At 67.4% G+C, this 18560-nt stretch carries 19 protein-coding genes; 1 reads left to right on the forward strand and 18 read right to left on the reverse strand.

Annotated features, from left to right (window positions below; genetic code table 11):
* Window positions 1-31: 31 nt before the first annotated feature.
* From D2T30_RS06260 to D2T30_RS06345, 18 genes are all read right to left on the reverse strand, one after another.
* Window positions 32-1489 carry an FAD-dependent oxidoreductase gene (locus D2T30_RS06260; protein WP_128208191.1) on the reverse strand — a complete coding sequence of 486 codons (1458 nt, stop codon included), beginning with the start codon at window positions 1487-1489 and terminating at the stop codon, window positions 32-34.
* A gap of 263 nt (window positions 1490-1752) precedes the next feature.
* Window positions 1753-2148, reverse strand: coding sequence for a VOC family protein (locus tag D2T30_RS06265; protein ID WP_128208192.1), 396 nt, complete (start codon window positions 2146-2148; stop codon window positions 1753-1755).
* Between the two features lie 57 nt (window positions 2149-2205).
* A complete protein-coding gene (locus D2T30_RS06270) occupies window positions 2206-3534 on the reverse strand; it encodes an LLM class flavin-dependent oxidoreductase (protein ID WP_128208193.1) in 1329 nt (442 codons plus the stop codon).
* A gap of 472 nt (window positions 3535-4006) precedes the next feature.
* Window positions 4007-4774 (reverse strand): TIGR02186 family protein, encoded by a 768-nt coding sequence (locus tag D2T30_RS06275; RefSeq protein WP_128208194.1) that lies wholly within the window; start codon window positions 4772-4774, stop codon window positions 4007-4009.
* Window positions 4774-5697 (reverse strand): sulfite exporter TauE/SafE family protein, encoded by a 924-nt coding sequence (locus tag D2T30_RS06280; protein ID WP_128183149.1) that lies wholly within the window; start codon window positions 5695-5697, stop codon window positions 4774-4776. Before D2T30_RS06280 ends, D2T30_RS06275 begins: the two co-directional genes overlap by 1 nt.
* A gap of 119 nt (window positions 5698-5816) precedes the next feature.
* Window positions 5817-6608: a purine-nucleoside phosphorylase gene (locus D2T30_RS06285; protein WP_128208195.1), complete on the reverse strand. Its 792-nt coding sequence runs from the start codon at window positions 6606-6608 to the stop codon at window positions 5817-5819.
* A 1-nt stretch (window position 6609) separates the two neighbouring features.
* Entirely contained in the window at window positions 6610-7578 is a 969-nt protein-coding gene (locus tag D2T30_RS06290) for an ABC transporter permease (RefSeq protein WP_128208196.1), read from the reverse strand.
* Window positions 7578-8672, reverse strand: coding sequence for an ABC transporter permease (locus tag D2T30_RS06295; protein ID WP_128208197.1), 1095 nt, complete (start codon window positions 8670-8672; stop codon window positions 7578-7580). The genes D2T30_RS06290 and D2T30_RS06295 overlap by 1 nt, the downstream gene beginning before the upstream one ends.
* A complete protein-coding gene (locus D2T30_RS06300) occupies window positions 8669-10213 on the reverse strand; it encodes an ABC transporter ATP-binding protein (protein ID WP_128208256.1) in 1545 nt (514 codons plus the stop codon). Before D2T30_RS06300 ends, D2T30_RS06295 begins: the two co-directional genes overlap by 4 nt.
* A 49-nt stretch (window positions 10214-10262) precedes the next feature.
* Window positions 10263-11252, reverse strand: coding sequence for a BMP family lipoprotein (locus D2T30_RS06305; RefSeq protein WP_128208198.1), 990 nt, complete (start codon window positions 11250-11252; stop codon window positions 10263-10265).
* 148 nt (window positions 11253-11400) lie between these two features.
* A complete protein-coding gene (locus tag D2T30_RS06310) occupies window positions 11401-11826 on the reverse strand; it encodes a GNAT family N-acetyltransferase (RefSeq protein ID WP_128208199.1) in 426 nt (141 codons plus the stop codon).
* Window positions 11823-12443 (reverse strand): tRNA (adenosine(37)-N6)-threonylcarbamoyltransferase complex dimerization subunit type 1 TsaB, encoded by a 621-nt coding sequence (gene tsaB, locus D2T30_RS06315; protein ID WP_128208200.1) that lies wholly within the window; start codon window positions 12441-12443, stop codon window positions 11823-11825. Before tsaB ends, D2T30_RS06310 begins: the two co-directional genes overlap by 4 nt.
* A gap of 19 nt (window positions 12444-12462) precedes the next feature.
* On the reverse strand, window positions 12463-13020 hold the full coding sequence (locus D2T30_RS06320; RefSeq protein WP_128208201.1) for a NifU family protein: 558 nt from the start codon (window positions 13018-13020) through the stop codon (window positions 12463-12465).
* Window positions 13021-13144: 124 nt separating this feature from the next.
* Entirely contained in the window at window positions 13145-13600 is a 456-nt protein-coding gene (locus D2T30_RS06325) for a universal stress protein (RefSeq protein WP_128183133.1), read from the reverse strand.
* 76 nt (window positions 13601-13676) lie between these two features.
* The gene (locus D2T30_RS06330) at window positions 13677-14666 is read right to left on the reverse strand and encodes a hypothetical protein (RefSeq protein WP_128208202.1); all 990 of its coding nucleotides are present in this window, start codon (window positions 14664-14666) and stop codon (window positions 13677-13679) included.
* Window positions 14667-14727: 61 nt separating this feature from the next.
* Window positions 14728-15594, reverse strand: coding sequence for a branched-chain amino acid aminotransferase (locus D2T30_RS06335; protein WP_128183129.1), 867 nt, complete (start codon window positions 15592-15594; stop codon window positions 14728-14730).
* A gap of 101 nt (window positions 15595-15695) precedes the next feature.
* A complete protein-coding gene (gene truA / locus D2T30_RS06340; RefSeq protein WP_128208203.1) occupies window positions 15696-16463 on the reverse strand; it encodes a tRNA pseudouridine(38-40) synthase TruA in 768 nt (255 codons plus the stop codon).
* A 25-nt stretch (window positions 16464-16488) separates the two neighbouring features.
* A complete protein-coding gene (locus D2T30_RS06345; RefSeq protein WP_128183125.1) occupies window positions 16489-16920 on the reverse strand; it encodes an Lrp/AsnC family transcriptional regulator in 432 nt (143 codons plus the stop codon).
* A gap of 257 nt (window positions 16921-17177) precedes the next feature.
* Here D2T30_RS06345 and D2T30_RS06350 point away from each other — a divergent pair, with 257 nt between their 5' ends.
* On the forward strand, window positions 17178-18323 hold the full coding sequence (locus tag D2T30_RS06350; RefSeq protein ID WP_128183123.1) for a type III PLP-dependent enzyme: 1146 nt from the start codon (window positions 17178-17180) through the stop codon (window positions 18321-18323).
* Window positions 18324-18560 lie beyond the last annotated feature (237 nt).

Raw genomic sequence — 18560 nt, forward strand, 5'->3', positions numbered from 1 at the left:
CGTTTCTCCTTGTGCTGCCGCGATCTTCGGATCAGCGGCCGGTCCTGTTGACGTACTCCGGCGCGTAGAACGCCGTATCCTGCAATTCGTGTTCTTCTTCCCAGGCGACGAGCCGGTCGAAGATCGGCTCGAAATTCTCGGCAAAGAGCCGCGCGGTGAGGGCCGCGGCCAGACGGTCCGGGCCGACCTCGAGCGTCGGCACATCCGCGGCGAGCGTCCCGGCGCTGAGCCAGCTTGCCATGTTGAACAGGTGGATGCGGCCAAGCCCCTCGGGCGCGCCGGGGGATTTCGGCAACAGCTCGAACGCATCGCCGAGGTAGGGGAACCGCCCCAGATGCGGACGCGCCAGATCCGGCGGCGGCGCATAGCGGTCGGACCAGAGCGCGATCTGCCCGGCGACGGAGCTAAACAGCGGCTCCTGCGCGAGATCGACGCGAAAGCCCGTGCCGAGGATCAGGAAGTCGTAATCGCCCGAGGGACCGTGTTCCGCCGCGATCCGCACCCTGTCGCCCTGCCGCGTGGCGGACACGATCCGCGTGCCGAAATGCACCGAAATCCCGGGATGGGCGAGCGCACGCTGGATCGTTTCATGCGGCGGCGGCGATTGCATGTCGTCCAGATAGGCGCCAAGCCGCCAGCGGTCGGCGTCGGGCAGGCTCTGCCAGCCCTCGAAAAAGCCGATCCCGGTCGAGGCACGCCCCTTGTTGAGCTGCGGCAGCGCGCTTCGTCGGGCGAACATGGTGACGCTGGCGGCGCCCGCCTCGATCGCCGTCGCGGCATTGTCCCAGGCCGAGGCGCCGGCGCCGATCACCGCGATCCGGCGTCCGCGCAGGGCGGCGAAATCGATGGCGTCCGAGGTATGGGCGACCAGATCGGGGCCGAGATCGGCCCCCGTGCCCGGAACCGGCACCGTGCCGCCGGTCGCGCCGCGCCCCGTCGCCACGACGACATGGCGCGCCCTTTGCGCCGAGCCGTCCGCAAAGCGGATCGTGACGTGATCCGCCGCCGGGATCAGGTCAACCGCATCGCGCCCGTTGCGGACATCGAGGCCAAGGACCTTGCGGATCCACAGGATGTAATCCTGCCATTCGCCGTTCCAGACCTTGTAAAGATCCTCCCACGCCGCATCGCCATAAGCCGCGCGATACCACGACCGGAAGGTCAGCGACGGGATGCCGAAGGACAGGCCCGGCAGGGTCTTGGGCGACCGGAGCGTCGGCATCCGGGCATAGGTGACCCAGGGGCCTTCCCGTCCCTCGCCGGCCCGGTCGAAGACCCGCACGTTGCGGATGCCGCGCAGCTTCAGCGCGCCGGCGACGCCGATGCCGAACTGGCCCGCGCCGAGGATCGCGACATCGAGGATGTCCTCCTCCGCCGGCACCCAGTCCCGCCACGGCAGGTTCAGCGCGCCGAGGTCATCGGCGACCTGCCGTTCCAGCCGGGCAAGTCCCGTTTCGTGTGTCGTTCCCGTCGCCGCATCGCTGCGCATCTTGTCCGTTCCCGTCAGATATCTGCCGCCGACGATCCTGGTGCCGGGGCCATTGCTTGCGCGGAATCTCCAACCCTATTCGGGGACTTGCAAGTAGGGTGCGCGGGCCACCCGTCCCGGAAACGGGGCAATGGCCGATATTTAGGATCGGTTTTCGCCATTTGCCCATTGCGTGGAAGGAAGATGGCGAAATTGCCGTGAAAACGATATCCCGAGTCTACGCCGGCGCCGGGCCCGTCTGCGCCATTTCACCGCATCCGCCGTCAGTCCCTGCCGAAGACCACGCAGATCTTGTTGCCCTCGGGGTCGCGGAAATAGGCGCCGTAATAGTTAGGGCCGTAGTCGGGGCGCAGGCCCGGCCCGCCTTCGTCGAAGCCGCCCGCGCGCATCGCCGCCGCATGGGCGCGGTCCACCTCATCGCGCGAGGCGGCAAGGAAGCTCACCTGCGTCCCGTTCCCCCATGTGGCGGGCAGCCCGTTCCACGGTATCTGCACCCAGAATTCCGGCAGGGGCTTGCCCGGCACGGTCCACAGCAGGCCCGGAGGGCCGCCGTCATCCCCGGCCGGTTGCCGGTGCCAGCCGATCTCGGCCAATACCGGGTCGTAGAAGCGCCCCAGCAAATCCAGATCCCGCGCGCCGAGGATGATATGGCTGAACATCTGCGATCTCCTGTTTGCGGCGAGGCTATCACGGAATATCGCGGGCCGTCTTGTGGATCACTCCGGGAAGAAGCGGTTTTCCGGACGCCGCAGGCCCAGATGGTCGCGCAATGTCGTCCCCTCGTATTCGCGGCGAAAGATCCCGCGCCGCTGCAGTTCCGGCACCACCCGGTCGACGAAGGCATCGAGCCCGCCCGGCTGCCAGGGGAAGGTGACGTTGAACCCGTCCGAGCCCTCTTCCTCCAGCCATTGCTGCATGTCATCCGCGATGGTCTCGGGCGTGCCGACAAAGGCAAGCCCGGCATAGCCGCCAAGCCGCTGCGCGAGCTGGCGCACGGTCAGCCCTTCGTTGCGGGCCAGCGCGATCACCCGCTCGCGGCTCGACTTGCTCTGGTTGGTTTCCGGGATTTCGGGCAGCGGCCCGTCGGGATCGAAGCCCGAGGCGTCGACGCCCAACGCCACGGATAGCGAGGCAAGCGCGCTTTCGTAATGCACCAGACTGTCCAGATGGGCGCGCTTCGCCCGCGCCTCGTCCACCGTGTCGCCCACCACGACGAAGGCGCCGGGCAGGATGGCGATATCGTCGCGCGACCGCCCGGCCGCGACGGCGCGGCCCTTCACATCGGCATAGAAGGCCTTGCCGGCCGCAAGCGTCGGCGTCGCGGCAAAGACCACCTCGGCGGTTTCGGCGGCCAGCTGGCGGCCGGGCTCGGACGCGCCGGCCTGCACGATCACCGGCCAGCCCTGCACCGGACGCGCGATGTTCAGCGGACCGCGGACCGACAGGTATTCGCCCTTGTGGTTCAGCACATGCATCCGCTCCGGGTCGAAGAACTGCCCCGATGCCGCGTCGCGCGCGAAGGCGTCATCGGCGAAGCTGTCCCACAATCCGGTGACGACATCGTAGAATTCCCGCGCCCGCGCATAGCGTTCCGCATGGTCGGGCTGTTCGGTGCGGCCGAAGTTCAGCGCCGCGTCCGGGTTCGAGGTGGTGACGATGTTCCACCCCGCGCGCCCCCGGCTGAGATGATCGAGCGAGGCGAACCGCCGCGCGATGTGATACGGCTCGTCGAAAGTGGTCGAGGCGGTGGCGACCAGCCCGATCCGGTCGGTGACGACCGACAGCGCCGACAGCAGGGTGAACGGCTCGAACGAGGTCACGGTCTGGCTGCGGCGCAGCGCCTCGATGGGCATGTTCAGCACGGCCAGATGATCGGCCATGAAGAAGGCGTCGAACTTCGCCGCCTCCAGCCGCTTCGCCAGATAGCTCAGCCGGTCGAAGTTGAAATTCGCATCCGCCCAGGCGGCCTCGTGCCGCCATGCGCCGGTGTGCAGGCTGACCGGCCGCATGAAGGCGCCAAGGTGCAGTTTTCCGTCCGCGCTCATCTCGCGCCTCCCTGTTTTTGCGCGGGATGCGCGAAGCCTTCCGGCCCGGCCGCGTCACGGCTCCGCGGCGGGTCGATCGGGTGATGTCTGGTCATGGTCGTCTCTTTCCGGAAATGGCATGGGCGGAGCCCGGTGACCTCAAAGCCTTGGGCGCCTCTCCGGCATGGGGCTGAAAAGGGCATCGGCCTGTCCTTCGATGGGATCGCGGGCCGTCCGGCCCGCGTGGGCGCCAGTCTAGCGGCTTTGCCGCGAATGTTCTTTCAAGATCCGGGTATCGCGCAACAGTCTGCTGGCCGCGCGCGCCCCCAAAAGAACAGGATTTTCCCCGACCGCCGCCCCCAGCAATCCCCGAAGTCCGAAACAGCCTTCTTTCCCGTCGTTTTTCCATAAATATCCCGGGGGGTGAATTTGCGCGTCAGCGCAAAGAGGGGGCTGGCCCCCTGCGCCCCCCGACAGGCGCGCACCGGACCCCTTAATTGCGGATCAGCCGGAACAGGGTCGAGGCGCCCCAGCCCGCCAGCACCGCGATCGCCAGCGCCATCACCCCATAGATCGGCGCATGTTCGCGCGCAAGCATGTAGAGCCAGCGTTCCAGCCCGACCCGGCGCACATAGATCGCGACGGATTTGGTGTCGATCACCTCGCCGCCGCGCAGCAGGAAGATGCGGGTCTTGTAATCGCCCTCGACCAGATTGGCGGGCAGGCTGAAATCGGCGCGGAAGAGCGTGTCCTCCACCAGATGCACCGCGCCCTCGTGGACGGAGAAGGTGCCGTTCTCTTCGCGCAGGCGCATCATGGCGGCGGTGTAGGGGCGGGCGTCCTCGACCTCGATCGGGCCTTCGAAGGCGCGCATCGACAGCGGCACGCTGATCCGGTGGGTGACGTCGGATTTCAGGCTCAGCACCGATTCCAGCGGGCCGCTGGTCGCCACGGAATAATAGCTCGGCACGCCCGAGACGCGCACCTTGGAGCTGTTGATCCAGATCCCGTATTCGCGGCTTTTCTGCCGGATCGTCACCCTTTGCGCCGGGCCTTCGAGCGTGACGATCACCGCGAGCGGCAGGGCGGTGTCTTCGGGCGCGTCGCGCTTGACCGCGCCGTAGATCAGCACCTCGGAGCCGTTGAAGGCGGCGGTGATGCCGATGTTGTCATGGCTCAGCCCGGCCACGATCTCTTCCATCGCGGCCCGGGCGGGCAGGGCCGCGCAGATCAGCGCGAGGATGAGGGCAAGACCGCGCATCACCGCCGCTCCACGAAGATGCTGTAAAGCTCGCTTGGCGGCAGCAGCAGGTCGAGCGCGAGCTTCAGCGCCACCGCGACGACCAGCAGCGCCAGCAGGATGCGCAGCTGTTCCGCCTTCAGCCGCCCGCCGAGGATGGTGCCGATCTGCGCCCCGATCACGCCGCCAAGGATCAGGAACAGCGCCAGCATGACATCCACCGACTGGTTGGTGATCGCATGCATCAGCGTGGTGAAGGCGGACACGGTGATGACCTGAAACAGCGACGTTCCGATCACCACCTTGGTCGGCATGCCCAGCAGGTAGATCATCGCGGGCACCATGATGAAGCCGCCGCCCACCCCCATGATCGCGGCAAGGATCCCCACGCCCATCCCGATCAGGATCGGCGGAATGACCGAGATATAGAGCCCCGAGGCGCGGAACTTCATCTTGACCGGCAGCCGGTGGACCCAGCCGTGATGATGGCTGCGCCGCCTTGGCCGGATCTGCGCCGAGCGCCGCGCGCGATAGATGGCGCGCAGGGATTCCATCAGCATCAGCGATCCGACCGTGCCCAGCAGGATCACATAGGCCAGTTGCACGGCCACGTCGATCAGCCCCAGCACCGTCAGCCGGTTGAACAGCCACACACCGATCCCCGATCCCGCAAGGCCGCCCGCCTGCAGCACCAGCCCCATCGGCACGTCCACCGCCTTGCGCTTGAACTGCGTCAGCACGCCTGAAACCGACGAGGCCACCACCTGATTGGCCCCCGTCGCCACCGCCACGCCGGGCGGCACGCCGATGAAGAACAGAAGCGGCGTGATCAGGAACCCGCCGCCGACGCCGAACAGCCCCGACAGCAGCCCGACGATGCCGCCAAGCCCCAGAAGCAGGAAGAGATTGACCGAGACCTCGGCAATGGGAAGATAGATCTGCATCGGCGATCCGCGGGTGAAAGGCTGCCGGTCTGGTCGTCGGTCCGCACACTCTTGCCCGACGCCGCGTCCAAGTCAAATGACGCTTTGCGTCACGGACTTCGTGAGGATGACGCCTTGCGTCACAGGGTGCGCAGATATCGTCGCAGGATGCGTTCGAGCTTGGCGGCGCCAAGCGGCGCCATCGCCTTGGTGTGGTCGTGGCTGATCGCCTCGCTGGACAGGCCCGCGCCCATGTTGGTGATGACAGAGACCGCCGCGACCCGCAGGCCGAGGAAGCGCGCGAGGATCACCTCGGGCACCGTCGACATGCCCACCGCATCGGCGCCAAGGATGCGCGCGGCGCGGATCTCGGCCGGGGTCTCGAACGAGGGGCCGGAGAACCAGCAATAGACGCCCTCGGGCAGGGGGAGGCCCTCGGCCGCGGCGGCGGCGCGCAGCCCGGCGCGGATCGCCGGGTCATGCGCCTGCGTCATGGGCACGAAGCGGGCGTCGGAGGGTTCACCGATCAGCGGATTGGTCCCGGCGAAGGCGATGTGGTCGGACAGCAGCATCAGCCCGCCGGGGGGAATATCCTCGCGCAGGCTTCCGGCGGCATTGGTCAGCAGCAGATCGCCGCAACCGAGATCGCGCAGCACCTCAAGCGCCACGCGCATCTCGGCCGGATTGCCGCGTTCGTAGTAATGCGCGCGGCCGCCGAAGACCGCGACGCGCTGGCCTTCCAGCTGGCCGATAACCAGCTTGGGGTCGTGACCCGACACCCCGGCATGGGGAAAGCCGGGCAGGTCGCTGTAGGGGATGGCGATCCCCTCCACCTGATCCGTAAGCCCCGCGAGCCCCGAGCCCAGCACGAGGCCAAGGCGCGGCGGCTCTGCCCCTGCACGGTCGCGGATCAGGGAAACGAGGTCGCGCATCTCAGCGTTCCTTCACATAGGGCTGGCCGCCGGCGCGGGGGCCGACCGCCTTGCCGACGAAACCCGCCAGAACGATGACGGTCAGGACATAGGGCAGGGCGTCCAAAGCGGGGACGGGAATCGAGACATGGGCCACCCCCTCGATCACGTCGGGGCGCAGCGCCAGCGCCTGAAGGAAGCCGAACAGCATCGTCGCCCAAAGCGCGTGCCACGGCCGCCATTTGGCGAAGATCAGCGCGGCAAGGGCGATATAGCCGCGCCCGGCCGTCATTTCGCGCCCGAAACCGGCCTGCAGCGCGGTCGCCATATAGGTGCCCGCCAGCCCGCACAGGATGCCGGTGACAAGAACCGCCATGTAGCGCAGCCGCACCACGGAAATCCCCGCCGTATCGACCGATTCCGGGTTTTCCCCCACCGCCCGCAGCCGCAGCCCGAAGCGCGTGGCGTAAAGGAGCCACCAGCTCAGCGGCACGCAGGCGAGCGCGGCATAGACAAGGATCGACTGCCCCGACAGAACCTGCTGGTAGATCGGGCCGATCACCGGCACCGCGCCGATCTCGGCCGCCCAGGGCAGGTGGATCGGGCCGAAGCGCGCGGCCCCGGACAGGGGCGGGGTGCGCCCGCCCTGCTGGAACAGCGCCTGCGCGATCAGCACCGTGGCCCCCGAAGCCACGAAGTTCAGCGCCACGCCCGAAATCAGCTGGTTGCCGCGGAAGGTGATCGAGGCCAGCCCGTGCAGCAACGCCATCACCAGCGCGGCACAGATCCCGGCGGACAGCCCGACCCAGGCCGAGCCGGTGATCGCCGCCGTTGCGCCCGAGGCCATCGCGGCCATCAGCATCTTGCCTTCCAGCCCGATGTCGAAGATCCCGGCGCGTTCCGAAAACAGCCCCGCGAGGCAGGCGAACAAAAGCGGCGTGCCAAGTCGCAGGGTCGAGGCCAGAAGCTGCATCAGCGTTTCGTAATCCATCACCGCACCCCCGCCGATGCCCGGGTGCGGAAGAACGGCGCGACCATCATCCGCACCATGTTGTCGAGCGCGCCGGTGAACAGGATCACGAGGCCCTGCAACAGCAGGCGCAGCTCGATCGGGATATTGGTCCAGAGCCCCATTTCCGCCCCGCCCTGATAGAGAAACCCGAACAGCAGCGCCGCAAGGAAGACGCCAAGCGGATGGTTGCGCCCCATCAGAGCCACGGCGATGCCGATGAACCCCGCGCCCTCGGAGGAGTTCTGCAGCAGGCGCCCGGCCTCGCCCATCACGTTGTTGATCGACATCATCCCGCACAGGGCACCGGAGATCAGCATCGCCGACATGATGACCTTGGTCGAGGAAATCCCCGCATAGCGCGCGGCGCTTTCGGAATGGCCGAAGGCGCGGATCTGATAGCCGAGGCGTGAACGCCACAGCAGCAGCCAGACCGCGAAACAGGCGAGGATCGCCACGAAGAAGGTGACATTCGCCGGAACCTTGCGGGTGAAGATCAGGTCGAGCCCCGGGATCTGGTGAAAGCCCGGCAGCGTGGTGCCCGCGCCGAAGCGCGCCGTCGCCGGGTCCATCTGGCCGGTGGGGCGCATCACCTCGACCAGCAGCCAGACGATCAGCGCGGCGGCGATGTAGTTGAACATGATCGTGGTGATGACGATATGGCTGCCGCGTTTGGCGGCGAGCCATGCGGGCACGGCGGCCCAGGCCGCGCCGAACACCGCCGCGCCGACGATCGCTGCGGGCAGCGCCATCCACCATGCGGGCCACGGAAACGCCAGACAGACCAGCGCCACGCCAAGCCCGCCGATCTGGGCCTGTCCCTCGCCGCCGATGTTGAACTGTCCGGCGTGATAGGCGACCGTCACGCCAAGCCCGGTGAAGATGAAGGAGGTGGCGTAATACAGCGTATAGCCCCAGCCGTAGGGCGAGCCGAGCGCGCCATCCACCATGACCTTGACCGCCTCGACCGGATCGCCGCCGATCAGCAGGATCACCACCGCCGAGATCGCCGCCGCGAGCAACAGCGAGATCACCGGCACCAGCACCATATCGGCCCATTTCGGGAGCTTGGTCACGTCGCGGCCTCCGTCTCGACGCCCGCCATGAGCAGCCCCAGTTCGCGTTCGTCGGTGCGCGCGGGCAGGCGCTCGCCCATGATACGGCCGTCGAACATCACCGCGATCCGGTCGGACAGCGACATGATCTCATCCAGTTCGACCGAGACGAGCAGCACCGCCTTGCCCGCGTCGCGCAGTTCCACGATGCGCTTGTGGATGAACTCGATCGCGCCGATGTCGACCCCGCGCGTCGGCTGGCCGATCAGCAGCAGGTCGGGATTGCGCTCGATCTCGCGGGCCAGAACGATCTTTTGCTGGTTGCCGCCGGAAAAGCCCCGCGCGGGCAGGAAGGGATCTGGTGGGCGGACATCGAAGCGGTCCATCTTGCCGCGCGTGTCGGCGATGATCGCGCCATTGTCCATCAGCGGCCCCCTGCGGTATTCCGGCGCGTCGTCATAGCCGAGCGCGACGTTTTCCCAAGCCGTGAAGTCGAGGATCAGGCCCAGCCGGTGCCGGTCCTCGGGCACATGGGCGATACCCGCCGCGCGCCGCGTCCGCCCGGCCGAGGCCTGCCCGCCAAGGTCGAGCGGCGTGTCGTTGATGGTGATCGAGCCGGTGGCTTTGGCGAAGCCGCCAAGCGCCTCCAGCAGCTCCGACTGGCCATTGCCCGCGACGCCGGCGATGCCGACGATCTCGCCCGCGCGGAGCGTCAGGTCGATGCCTTTCAGCCGTTCGACCCCGGCCTCGTCGGTGACGCGCAGGTCGCGGATGCGGGCCACCAGCCGGCCGGGCCGGGCAGGGGCCTTGTCCACCCGCAGCAGCACCTTGCGCCCCACCATCAGTTCGGCAAGCTGTTCGGGGGTGGTTTCGGCGGTCTGCACCGTCGCCGTCATCTCGCCCCGGCGCATCACGCTGACGGTATCGGTGATCTCCATGATCTCGCGCAGCTTGTGGGTGATCAGCAGCACCGTCTTGCCCTGCTTGCGCAGATGGTCGAGGATGCGGAACAGGTGGTCCGCCTCGGGCGGGGTCAGCACGCCCGTCGGCTCGTCGAGGATCAGGATATCCGCCTGCCGATACAGCGCCTTGAGGATTTCGACCCGCTGCTGATGGCCGACGGACAGATCCTCGATCCGGGCGTCGGGATTGACGTCCAGTTCGTATTCCCGCGCCAGCCGCGCCAGTTCCGTGCGCGCCTTCGCCTTGGACGGCCGCAGGAGCGCGCCGCTTTCCGCCCCGAGGATGATGTTTTCCAGCACGGTGAAATTCTGCACCAGCTTGAAATGCTGGAACACCATGCCGATGCCCGCCCGGATCGCCGCCTGACTGTCGGGGATCTGGGTTTCCCGGCCGTGGATCAGGATTTCGCCCGAATCCGCCTTGTAGAAGCCGTAAAGGATGGACATCAGCGTGGATTTGCCCGCGCCGTTTTCGCCGATGATGCCGTGGATCGTGCCGGGCATCACCCGGATCGAGATGTCCCTGTTCGCCTGCACCGCGCCGAAGGCCTTGGAAATGCCGCGCAATTCGATCGCGGCTGGGGCGTTCGGCGGCGGCATGTCCGGCGTGGCAGTCTCCTGCCGCGCCGTTTCGTGCCGGTTGGTCATGTCATTCGACCGGGCAGGTATTGTCCGTCATGTAGTCATGGACCACGATCTCGCCCGATTTGATCCTGCCCGCGGCGGCGTCCACCGCGTCCTTCATTTCCGGCGTGATGAGGTCCTTGTTGTTGTCGTCGAGCGCATAGCCCACGCCTTCGTCCGACAGGCCGGAAACGACGGTGCCGGTCTTCAGCTCGACCCCTTCGAGGAAGGCTTCGTAGACGGAATTGTCGACGCGCTTGAGCATCGAGGTCAGCACCTGCCCGGGATGCAGGTGGTTCTGGTTCGAATCGACGCCGATCGACAGGATCCCCTCATCCGCCGCCGCCTGCAGCACGCCGATGCCGGTCGCCCCCGCCGCGGCATAGATCACGTCGGCGCCCTGCGCCTTCTGCGCCTTGGCGAGTTCCCCGCCCTTGACCGGGTCGTTCCAGGCGGCGGGCGTGGTGCCGGTGAAGCTGGTCAGGATCTTGGCGTCCGGCTTGACCGACTTCACCCCCTGCGCATAGCCGCAGCCGAACTTGCGGATCAGCGGAATGTCCATCCCCCCGACAAAGCCCACGGTGTCGGTCTTGGACGCCATCGCCGCCAGCAGGCCGACGAGGTAGGAGCCCTCTTCCTCCTTGAACACCACGGAGCGCACGTTCGGCTGATCGACCACCGCGTCGATGATGGCGAATTTCGTGTCCGGATAATCGGGGGCGACGCCGTTCAGCACGTCGCCAAAGGCGAATCCGGTCATCACGATCGGATTGGCGCCCGATTCCGCCAGCCGCCGCAGCGCCTGTTCGCGCTGCGCCTCGGACTGCATTTCCAGTTCCTTGTAGCTGCCGCCGGTTTCCTTGGCCCATTTCTCGGCGCCGACATAGGCGGCCTCGTTGAAGGATTTGTCGAACTTGCCGCCAAGATCGTAGATCAGCGCGGGTTCCGCCAGCGCGGCGCCGGTCATCAGCGCGAGCGCCGCCGAGGCACCAAGGAAGTTTTTCAGCATGGTCATGGTTGACTCCCGGTCGTTGGGCGTTCTGCGCGAACGCATCTTGCGGGTTGGGTCCGCATTGTCGTCAAGAATAGCGAACAGAACTCCGCGAGGGTCAAGGAGGATTCATCGCGCATGGCCCGATGCTTGCCGGAAATTGATCTGCCGGTCAATTCCCGGGCGGCACCAGCACGTGGCGCAGCACCAGCGCATCGACATGGTTACCGCCGGGCGTCCGGTAATAGGCCCGGCGCCGTCCCGCGGGCTGCCAGCCGGTCGCGGCGTATAGCGCGCGGGCGGGCAGGTTGTCCTCGGCGACCTCCAGAAAGGCGCTGTCCGCCGCGCGGTCGGTGGCCCCGCGCAGGAAGTCGGCCATCAGCCGCCGCCCCGTGCCCCGGCGCCGCGCATCGGGGGCGACGGCAAGGGTCAGCAGCTCCGCCTCGCCGGCGATGACGCGGCCGAGCAGGAAGCCTTCGGGCGCGGTCAGCAGGAAGCAGAAACGCGAGGCGAGCAGATCGGCGAATTCCGCCGCCGACCAGGGCCGGGGTGTGGTGAAGCAGCGCGCGTGCAGCGCGGCGAGGGCGTCGGGCGTCATCCGTCGATCAGCACGGGCGGCGGGTCGGAGGGCGGCGCCGCATCCGCGCCGCGCAGATAAAGGGGCGCGGGGCGGGGCTGCGGCGTCCGGGCCTTGGTCGCCGCGATCCGCCCGATGGCGACGGCCAGCGGCAGGGCGGGGGGCAGCACCTCGACCCCCGGCGCGGGTTGCGCAGCCGATCCGGTCCGCCGCGCGCCGGTGATCTGGTCGACGGGCATCAGTTGCGGGGCGTCGGCCCCGGTTTCGGTGAAATGCTGCACATAGGCCTCGCCCCGGCGGGCATCCTCGGCCACCGTGAGGGGGCGGGGGGTGCCTTCGGCCAAGGCTTCCAGCGTGCTCACCCCGATGGCCGGGATCCGCAGCGCCAGCGCCAGCCCGCGCGCGGCGGCGACGGAAATCCGCACCCCGGTGAAATTGCCCGGCCCGATGCCGACGCCGATCGCGTCGAGATCGCGCCAACCCAGACCCGCCTCTGCCAGCAGCTCTTCCAGCAGCGGCATCAGGCGTTCGGCCTGTCCCTTTGCCATCTCTTCGCGGCGCGCGGCGATCACCGCCCCGTCGCGCAGCAAAGCGGCCGCGCAATGCGCGGCCGATGTGTCGAAAGCCAGAACCAGCATTCCGTCAGCCCCCCTGTCGTCAGAGCGAGACAGGGCGCACCTCGGTCACTTCGGGGATGTAGTGACGCAAGAGGTTCTCGATCCCCATCTTCAGCGTCAGGGTCGAGGAGGGGCAGCCCGCGCAGGCGCCCTTCATGTTCAGGTAGACGACGCCGCGTTCAAACCCCTGAAAGGTGATGTCGCCGCCGTCCTGCGCCACGGCCGGGCGCACGCGGGTGTCGAGCAGTTCCTTGATCTGCGCGACGATGGCGCCATCCTCGCCGTCATGATCGGCATGGGCGGGGGCGGAATCGCCCTCGATCACCGGGGCGCCGGACTGGAAATGTTCCATGATCGCGCCGAGGATCGCCGGTTTCGCATGGCTCCAGTCCGTCGCGTCATCCTTGGTGACGGTGACGAAATCGGAACCGAAGAACACGCCGGTGATGCCCGGAACCGCAAAGATGCGCCGCGCGAGCGGGGATTTCGCCGAGGCGTCGGGCGTCGGGAAATCGGCGGTGCCTGCGTCCAGAACGGTCTGGCCGGGCAGGAATTTCAGCGTGGCGGGGTTTGGGGTCGTTTCGGTCTGGATGAACATCGGCGCCTCCTTGGCGTGGACGGGGCGTTGCGGAACAGGCGCGGCCAGGCCACACCCTTTGCGGCAGATATGGGCTTGCCGGGCCGGGGCGTCAAGCGGCGCGGCCCCGGTCAGGCAAATGATGTCAGGTGATGGATTCCAGCCGTTCCTTGGACATGTCGCCCGGCACCACGGTCAGCGGGCAGGGGAGGGAGCCGGAATTGCGGCTCATCTGCGTCACCAGCGGGCCGGGGCCGGATTTGTCGGTGCCCGCGCCCAGCACCAGCACGCCGATCTGCGGATCGCGGGAGACGACATCGAGGATCTCGGCTACCGGCTCACCCTCGCGGATCACCAGTTCGGGGTTCACGCCCTGCTTGTCGCGCATCCATTTCGCAAAAACCTCGAAATGCGATTCGATGCGGTCGCGGGCTTCGGCGCGCATGATGTCTCCGACGCCGATCCAGTGCTGGAACTCCTCGGGCGGGATGACGGCGACGATGATCACGCCGCCGCCGGTATGCGCGGCGCGGAGCGCGGCGTAGCGCATGGCATTCAGACATTCGCGGGTGTCATCGAGGACGACGAGGAACTTGCGCATCGGATCTCCTTCGCGCGATTCATCGCCCGAAATCGCCGGGCGGGCAAGACCGTTTGCGCGCCGTCATCTGGCCATGTCATCTGGCGAGCCGGCGCAGCATCAGTTTCAGCATCGCCGCCGCCAGCGCGCCAAGCTGCGCGCAGAGGCTGAGGATCAGCCCGATGGTCAGGGCCAGAAGGTCGCTGACCCGGTGCAGAAGCCGCAGGCTGCGCGCCTTGCCCAGAACCTCGAGCGCGCGGCCCGTTTCCGGACCAGCCGCCTCGGACAGGCGCGCAAGACGGCGCAGGTCCTGTGCATCATCGGCGTGGCGCAGGATGTCGAGCGTCTGCGCCGGACCGGCCTTGACCGCGATCCGCGTGGCGTCCGCCGCGATCTCGCCCACCCGCGCGGCCCCGCCGCTTTCGCGCGCGGCGCGGGCGAGATCGGCGGTCAGGCGCGGCGACAGCGCATCGGCCCGGCGCGCCAGCCGCAGCGCCGTGGCCCCGGCCTTCACCGGGACCGAGGCGCCCATCGACGGGATCGCCACCACCGTCGCCGCAAGGCCGAGCGATGCGAGCGCGGTCGAGACCTCATCGACATCGCCGCCCTCCCACCATGTCACGCCCTGACGGCGCAGTTCGTTGACGTCACCGGCGGGCGACAGCTCGAAGGGCAGGGCGCAGGCACCGATCAGTGACAGGCGCGGGCAATGGGCGATGTCGATCATGCAGGCACCGCATTCGCGCCCCGTCGCCAGCCAGCCGTCATGCGCGGTCAGCAGGGCTTCGGCCCGGGCGCGCAGATCTTCGGGCAGGGGGGCGTCATGTTCGCGCGACAGATCCAGCAGCATCTCCACCCGGTCCGGGTCATCGGCGGTGATTGCGGTTTCCAGACGGGGGATGAGCCATTCGGGCGTCACCTCGCGCGCCATGGCGCGGGTCAGCGCGGTGCGGATCTGGGCATCGGTGCGGTTGATGAACGGCTGGGCGAGGGGATGATGCGACAGCGTCCAGACCGTCGCCGCGATCGTGCCCAAGGCCCACAGCAGCAGCGTCAGGCGGGCGATACGGCGGAGGAACGAGGACATCGCGGGCACTTTCCTACAAGCGCCCGAAAGGAAAGGGCAGGCGCGCGGCCTGCCCCTTCTATCACAGCGGGCAGGAGACCGCCCAGTCCATGTAAAGCTCGCGCGCCTTGCGGGTGAACTTGCGGTCCTCGTAGGTTACGTCGTCGAACGCCTTGACCGGCGTCACCTTGGAGAAGTTCCCGGTCAGGAACACCTCGTCCGCGGCGCGGAAATCATCGAGCGTCAGCACCGCCTCATGCACCGTGTAACCGGCTTCGCGCAGGTTCTTCATGTGGCGCTTGCGGGTCAGGCCGGCGAGGAAGGTGCCGTTGGCGATGGGGGTGAAATACTCGCCGTCCTTCACCATCCAGACGTTCGCCGTGGCGGTTTCGGCGACATTGCCCATGGCATCCTGCACCAGCGCGTTGCCAAAGCCCTTGCGCTGCGCCTCGACCAGCATCCGGGCGTTGTTCGGATACAGACAGCCCGCCTTGGCGTTGCAGACGTTGTCGGCCATCACCGGGCGGCGGAAGCTGGTGGTGGTCAGCGTGGTCGCCGCCTCCGGATCGGGCATCGGCACCTCTTCGAGGCAGAGCGCGAAATTCGTCGAATTCGGCGCGGGCGAAACGCCGAGTTCCGAGGCGTTCACCGCCCAGTACATCGGCCGCACATAGACCGCCGCACCCTTTTCGTATTTGCGCAGACCCTCGCGGGCGAATTCCACCATCGCCTCGGTTTCGATCGTCGGCGTGATCATCAGCGCCGCGGCCGAACGGTTCACCCGCGCCATGTGGCTGTCGAGATCGGGAATCAGCCCGTCGAAAAGCCGCGCGCCGTCGAAGACGTTGGATCCCTGCCAAAGGCCGTGATCGGCCGCGCGCATGACGGGAATGTCCCCTTCGTGCCACTGACCTTCGAACCAGGTGCGGATATTCTTACCAAACGACATGACTGGCCTCCTTGGCCCCTCTTTCAACGGCGCTGTCTAAATCACTCCGGAAGCGAAAGGTCCAGACATGGAATTGTAATTATGTCAATGTTTTTCTGGCGTCAGGCGAAAGGATCTTGCGCGTAGCCCACGCCGCACAGATACAGCCCCTGCGGCGGGCAGACCGGGCCGCAGGCGGCGCGGTCGCGGGCGTCCAGCGCCGCGCGCACGTCCCCGGGCGCCCAGGAGCCGGCGCCCACCCGTTCCAGCGTGCCGACGATGGACCGCACCTGATTGTGCAGGAAGCTGCGCGCGCGCAGGTGAAACCGGTATTCGCGGCCATGCGGGAGGGCGATTTCCTCGATCCGGATCTCGTCCAGCGTTTTCACCGGGCTTTTCGCCTGACAGAGCGAGGAGCGGAAGGTGGTGAAGTCGTGATGCCCGATCAGATGCGCAGCCCCCGCCCGCATCGCATCTGCGTCGAGCGGGTTCAGCACCTGCCACACCAGCCCGCGGTCATGCGTCACCGGCGCGCGCCGCGCGATCAGGCGGAACAGGTAGCGCCGTTCGAGCGCGGAAAACCGGGCATGGAAATCATCCTCCACGCGCGCGGCGGCCAGAATCGCGACAGGTGCGGGCTTCAGGTGGTAGTTCAGCGCCTCGGACAGGCGGAACGGATCCCAGTCGCGCGTCAGATCCGCATGGGCGACCTGCGCCGTCGCATGGACCCCGGCATCGGTGCGCCCCGCCGCCGCGATCGTATGCGGCCCGGGTTCGAGCCGCGCCAGCGCCGCCTCGATCGCGCCCTGAACCGAGGGTTGCTCGGCCTGCCTCTGCCACCCGGCGAAGGGCGCGCCGTCATATTCGATCTTCAGGGCGTAACGGGGCATGATGTTCCTCGGTTTCGGCGCTGCCCTACACCGCCCGGTCGAGCTTTGTCGACAGGTGGATCAGGCTTTCCGAACTGATCACCCCCTGCATCGCGCCGATCTGATCCAGCACGGTGTCGATCTGCGCGGTCGAATCGGCGGCGAGCTGCAGCAGCAGATCGACCCGGCCCGAGGTGGTGTGGATGCGCTCCACCTCGGGGATCGACTTCAGCCGGGTCAGGATCGCGGGTTGTGCGCGGGGTTCCACCGTCAGCAGAACCGTGGTGCGCAGCCGCCCGGCGCGTGCCGCCTCGCCCAGCTTGACCGTGTATCCGGCGATCACGCCCGAGGTCTCCAGCCGTTCGAGCCGCGCCTGAATCGTCGATCGCGCCACCTTCAGCCGCCGCGCCAATGTCGCCACGGATATCCGCGCATCGGCGGAAAGCAGCCCCAGAATTCCCCTGTCGAGTTCGTCCATCCGCCTACCTGACAATTTGACCGGCCATTTCGTCATTATAACGAGGTTGCGCGGCATTTCTATACTTTCAAATGGTGAGAATGTGCCCCATATGGCGCGGACCGAGCGGACAAGGACTTTCCACCCCCGTTCAATGAGCACAGGAAAAGGGCGGCTCATACGCACCTGGCCTGGTTGGTAGAAACGCGTCGTAAGCGTCTCCCGACCCGTCAAGCCGGGGCAAGAGGTGGCTGCGTTCTGTTGGCAGGAGCAAGCCGATGGGACTGTCTAAGACTATCTGGGCGAATCCGTCCGAAATCATCCGTGTCCGTCAACCCGACCATCCGGTTCTGGTCTTCGCGCCCGCCGTGCTGCAGGCGACGGCGCGCCGCTTCATCGCGGGCTTTCCGGGTCTGGTGACCTATGCCGTCAAGTCGAACCCCGACGAGATGGTGGTCGAGAACCTCGTGGCGGCGGGGATCCGCGGCTTCGACGTGGCCTCGCCCTTCGAGATCGACATGATCCGCCGCCTCGCGCCGGGTGCCGCGCTGCATTACCACAACCCGGTGCGCGCGCGCTCCGAGATCGCGCATGCGGTCAAGGCGAACGTGAAAACCTGGTCGGTCGATTCGCACAGCGAGCTGGACAAGCTGATCGAGATGGTCCCGACCGAGGGATGCGAGATCTCGGTTCGCTTCAAGATGCCGGTGAACGGTGCCGCCTACAACTTCGGCGCCAAGTTCGGCGCGACGGCGGAGCTGGCGGCCGAGCTGCTGCGCAAGGCGGCGGATGCGGGGTTCATCCCCTCGCTGACCTTCCATCCGGGCACGCAATGCACCGATCCGATGGCCTGGGACGCCTATATCCGCACCGCCGCGACGATCTGCGACGAGGCGGGCGTCAAGGCGCGCCGGCTGAACGTCGGCGGCGGCTTCCCGAACCATCGCACGCAGGGGCCGGCGCCGGTGCTCGAAGACATCTTCGCGCTGATCGACCGGGTGGCGGACGAGGCCTTCGGCGCCGACCGCCCGCAACTGGTGTGCGAGCCGGGCCGGGGTCTGGTGGGCGATGCCTTCACCCATATCACCCGGATCAAGGCGCTTCGTGACGATACCCATGTGTTCCTGAACGATGGCGTCTATGGCGGTCTGGCGGAACTGCCGCTGGTCGGCAACATCGACCGCGTGGCGGTGTTCTCGCCCGAGGGCGTGAAGCGAGAGGGTGACACCGTGGACCGCATCGTCTTCGGCCCGACCTGCGATTCGGTCGACCGGTTGCCGGGGGAACTCGCGCTGCCGGGCGATCTGGCGGAGGGCGATTTTCTGGTGTTCCAGGGGATGGGTGCCTATTCCTCGGCCACCAACACGCGCTTCAACGGCTTCGGCCAGATGGAAATCGTCACGGCGCTGTCGCTGAAGATCTGAACGGCTGCGGAAGATTTTTGGGGCCTCCGCCTTTCGGGCGGGGGCCTTTTGCTGTGCCTAGGATGTGAAATCCGGTGCCGGTGGACAGGGAGAAGGGGGCCAGCCCCCTCGCGCGTTCCGCGCTCACCCCCGGGATATTTATGGAAGAATGAAGGCAGAAGGCGCTTCGGAGGGGGTGAGGCGCACTTCAAAAAATATGCCTCTCTCCTGAAAAGGTATTTGAGCGCGCTCGTGTGG

The organism is Paenirhodobacter populi, assembly GCF_004022215.1.
GTDB classification, from domain to species: Bacteria; Pseudomonadota; Alphaproteobacteria; order Rhodobacterales; family Rhodobacteraceae; genus Rhodobacter; species Rhodobacter populi.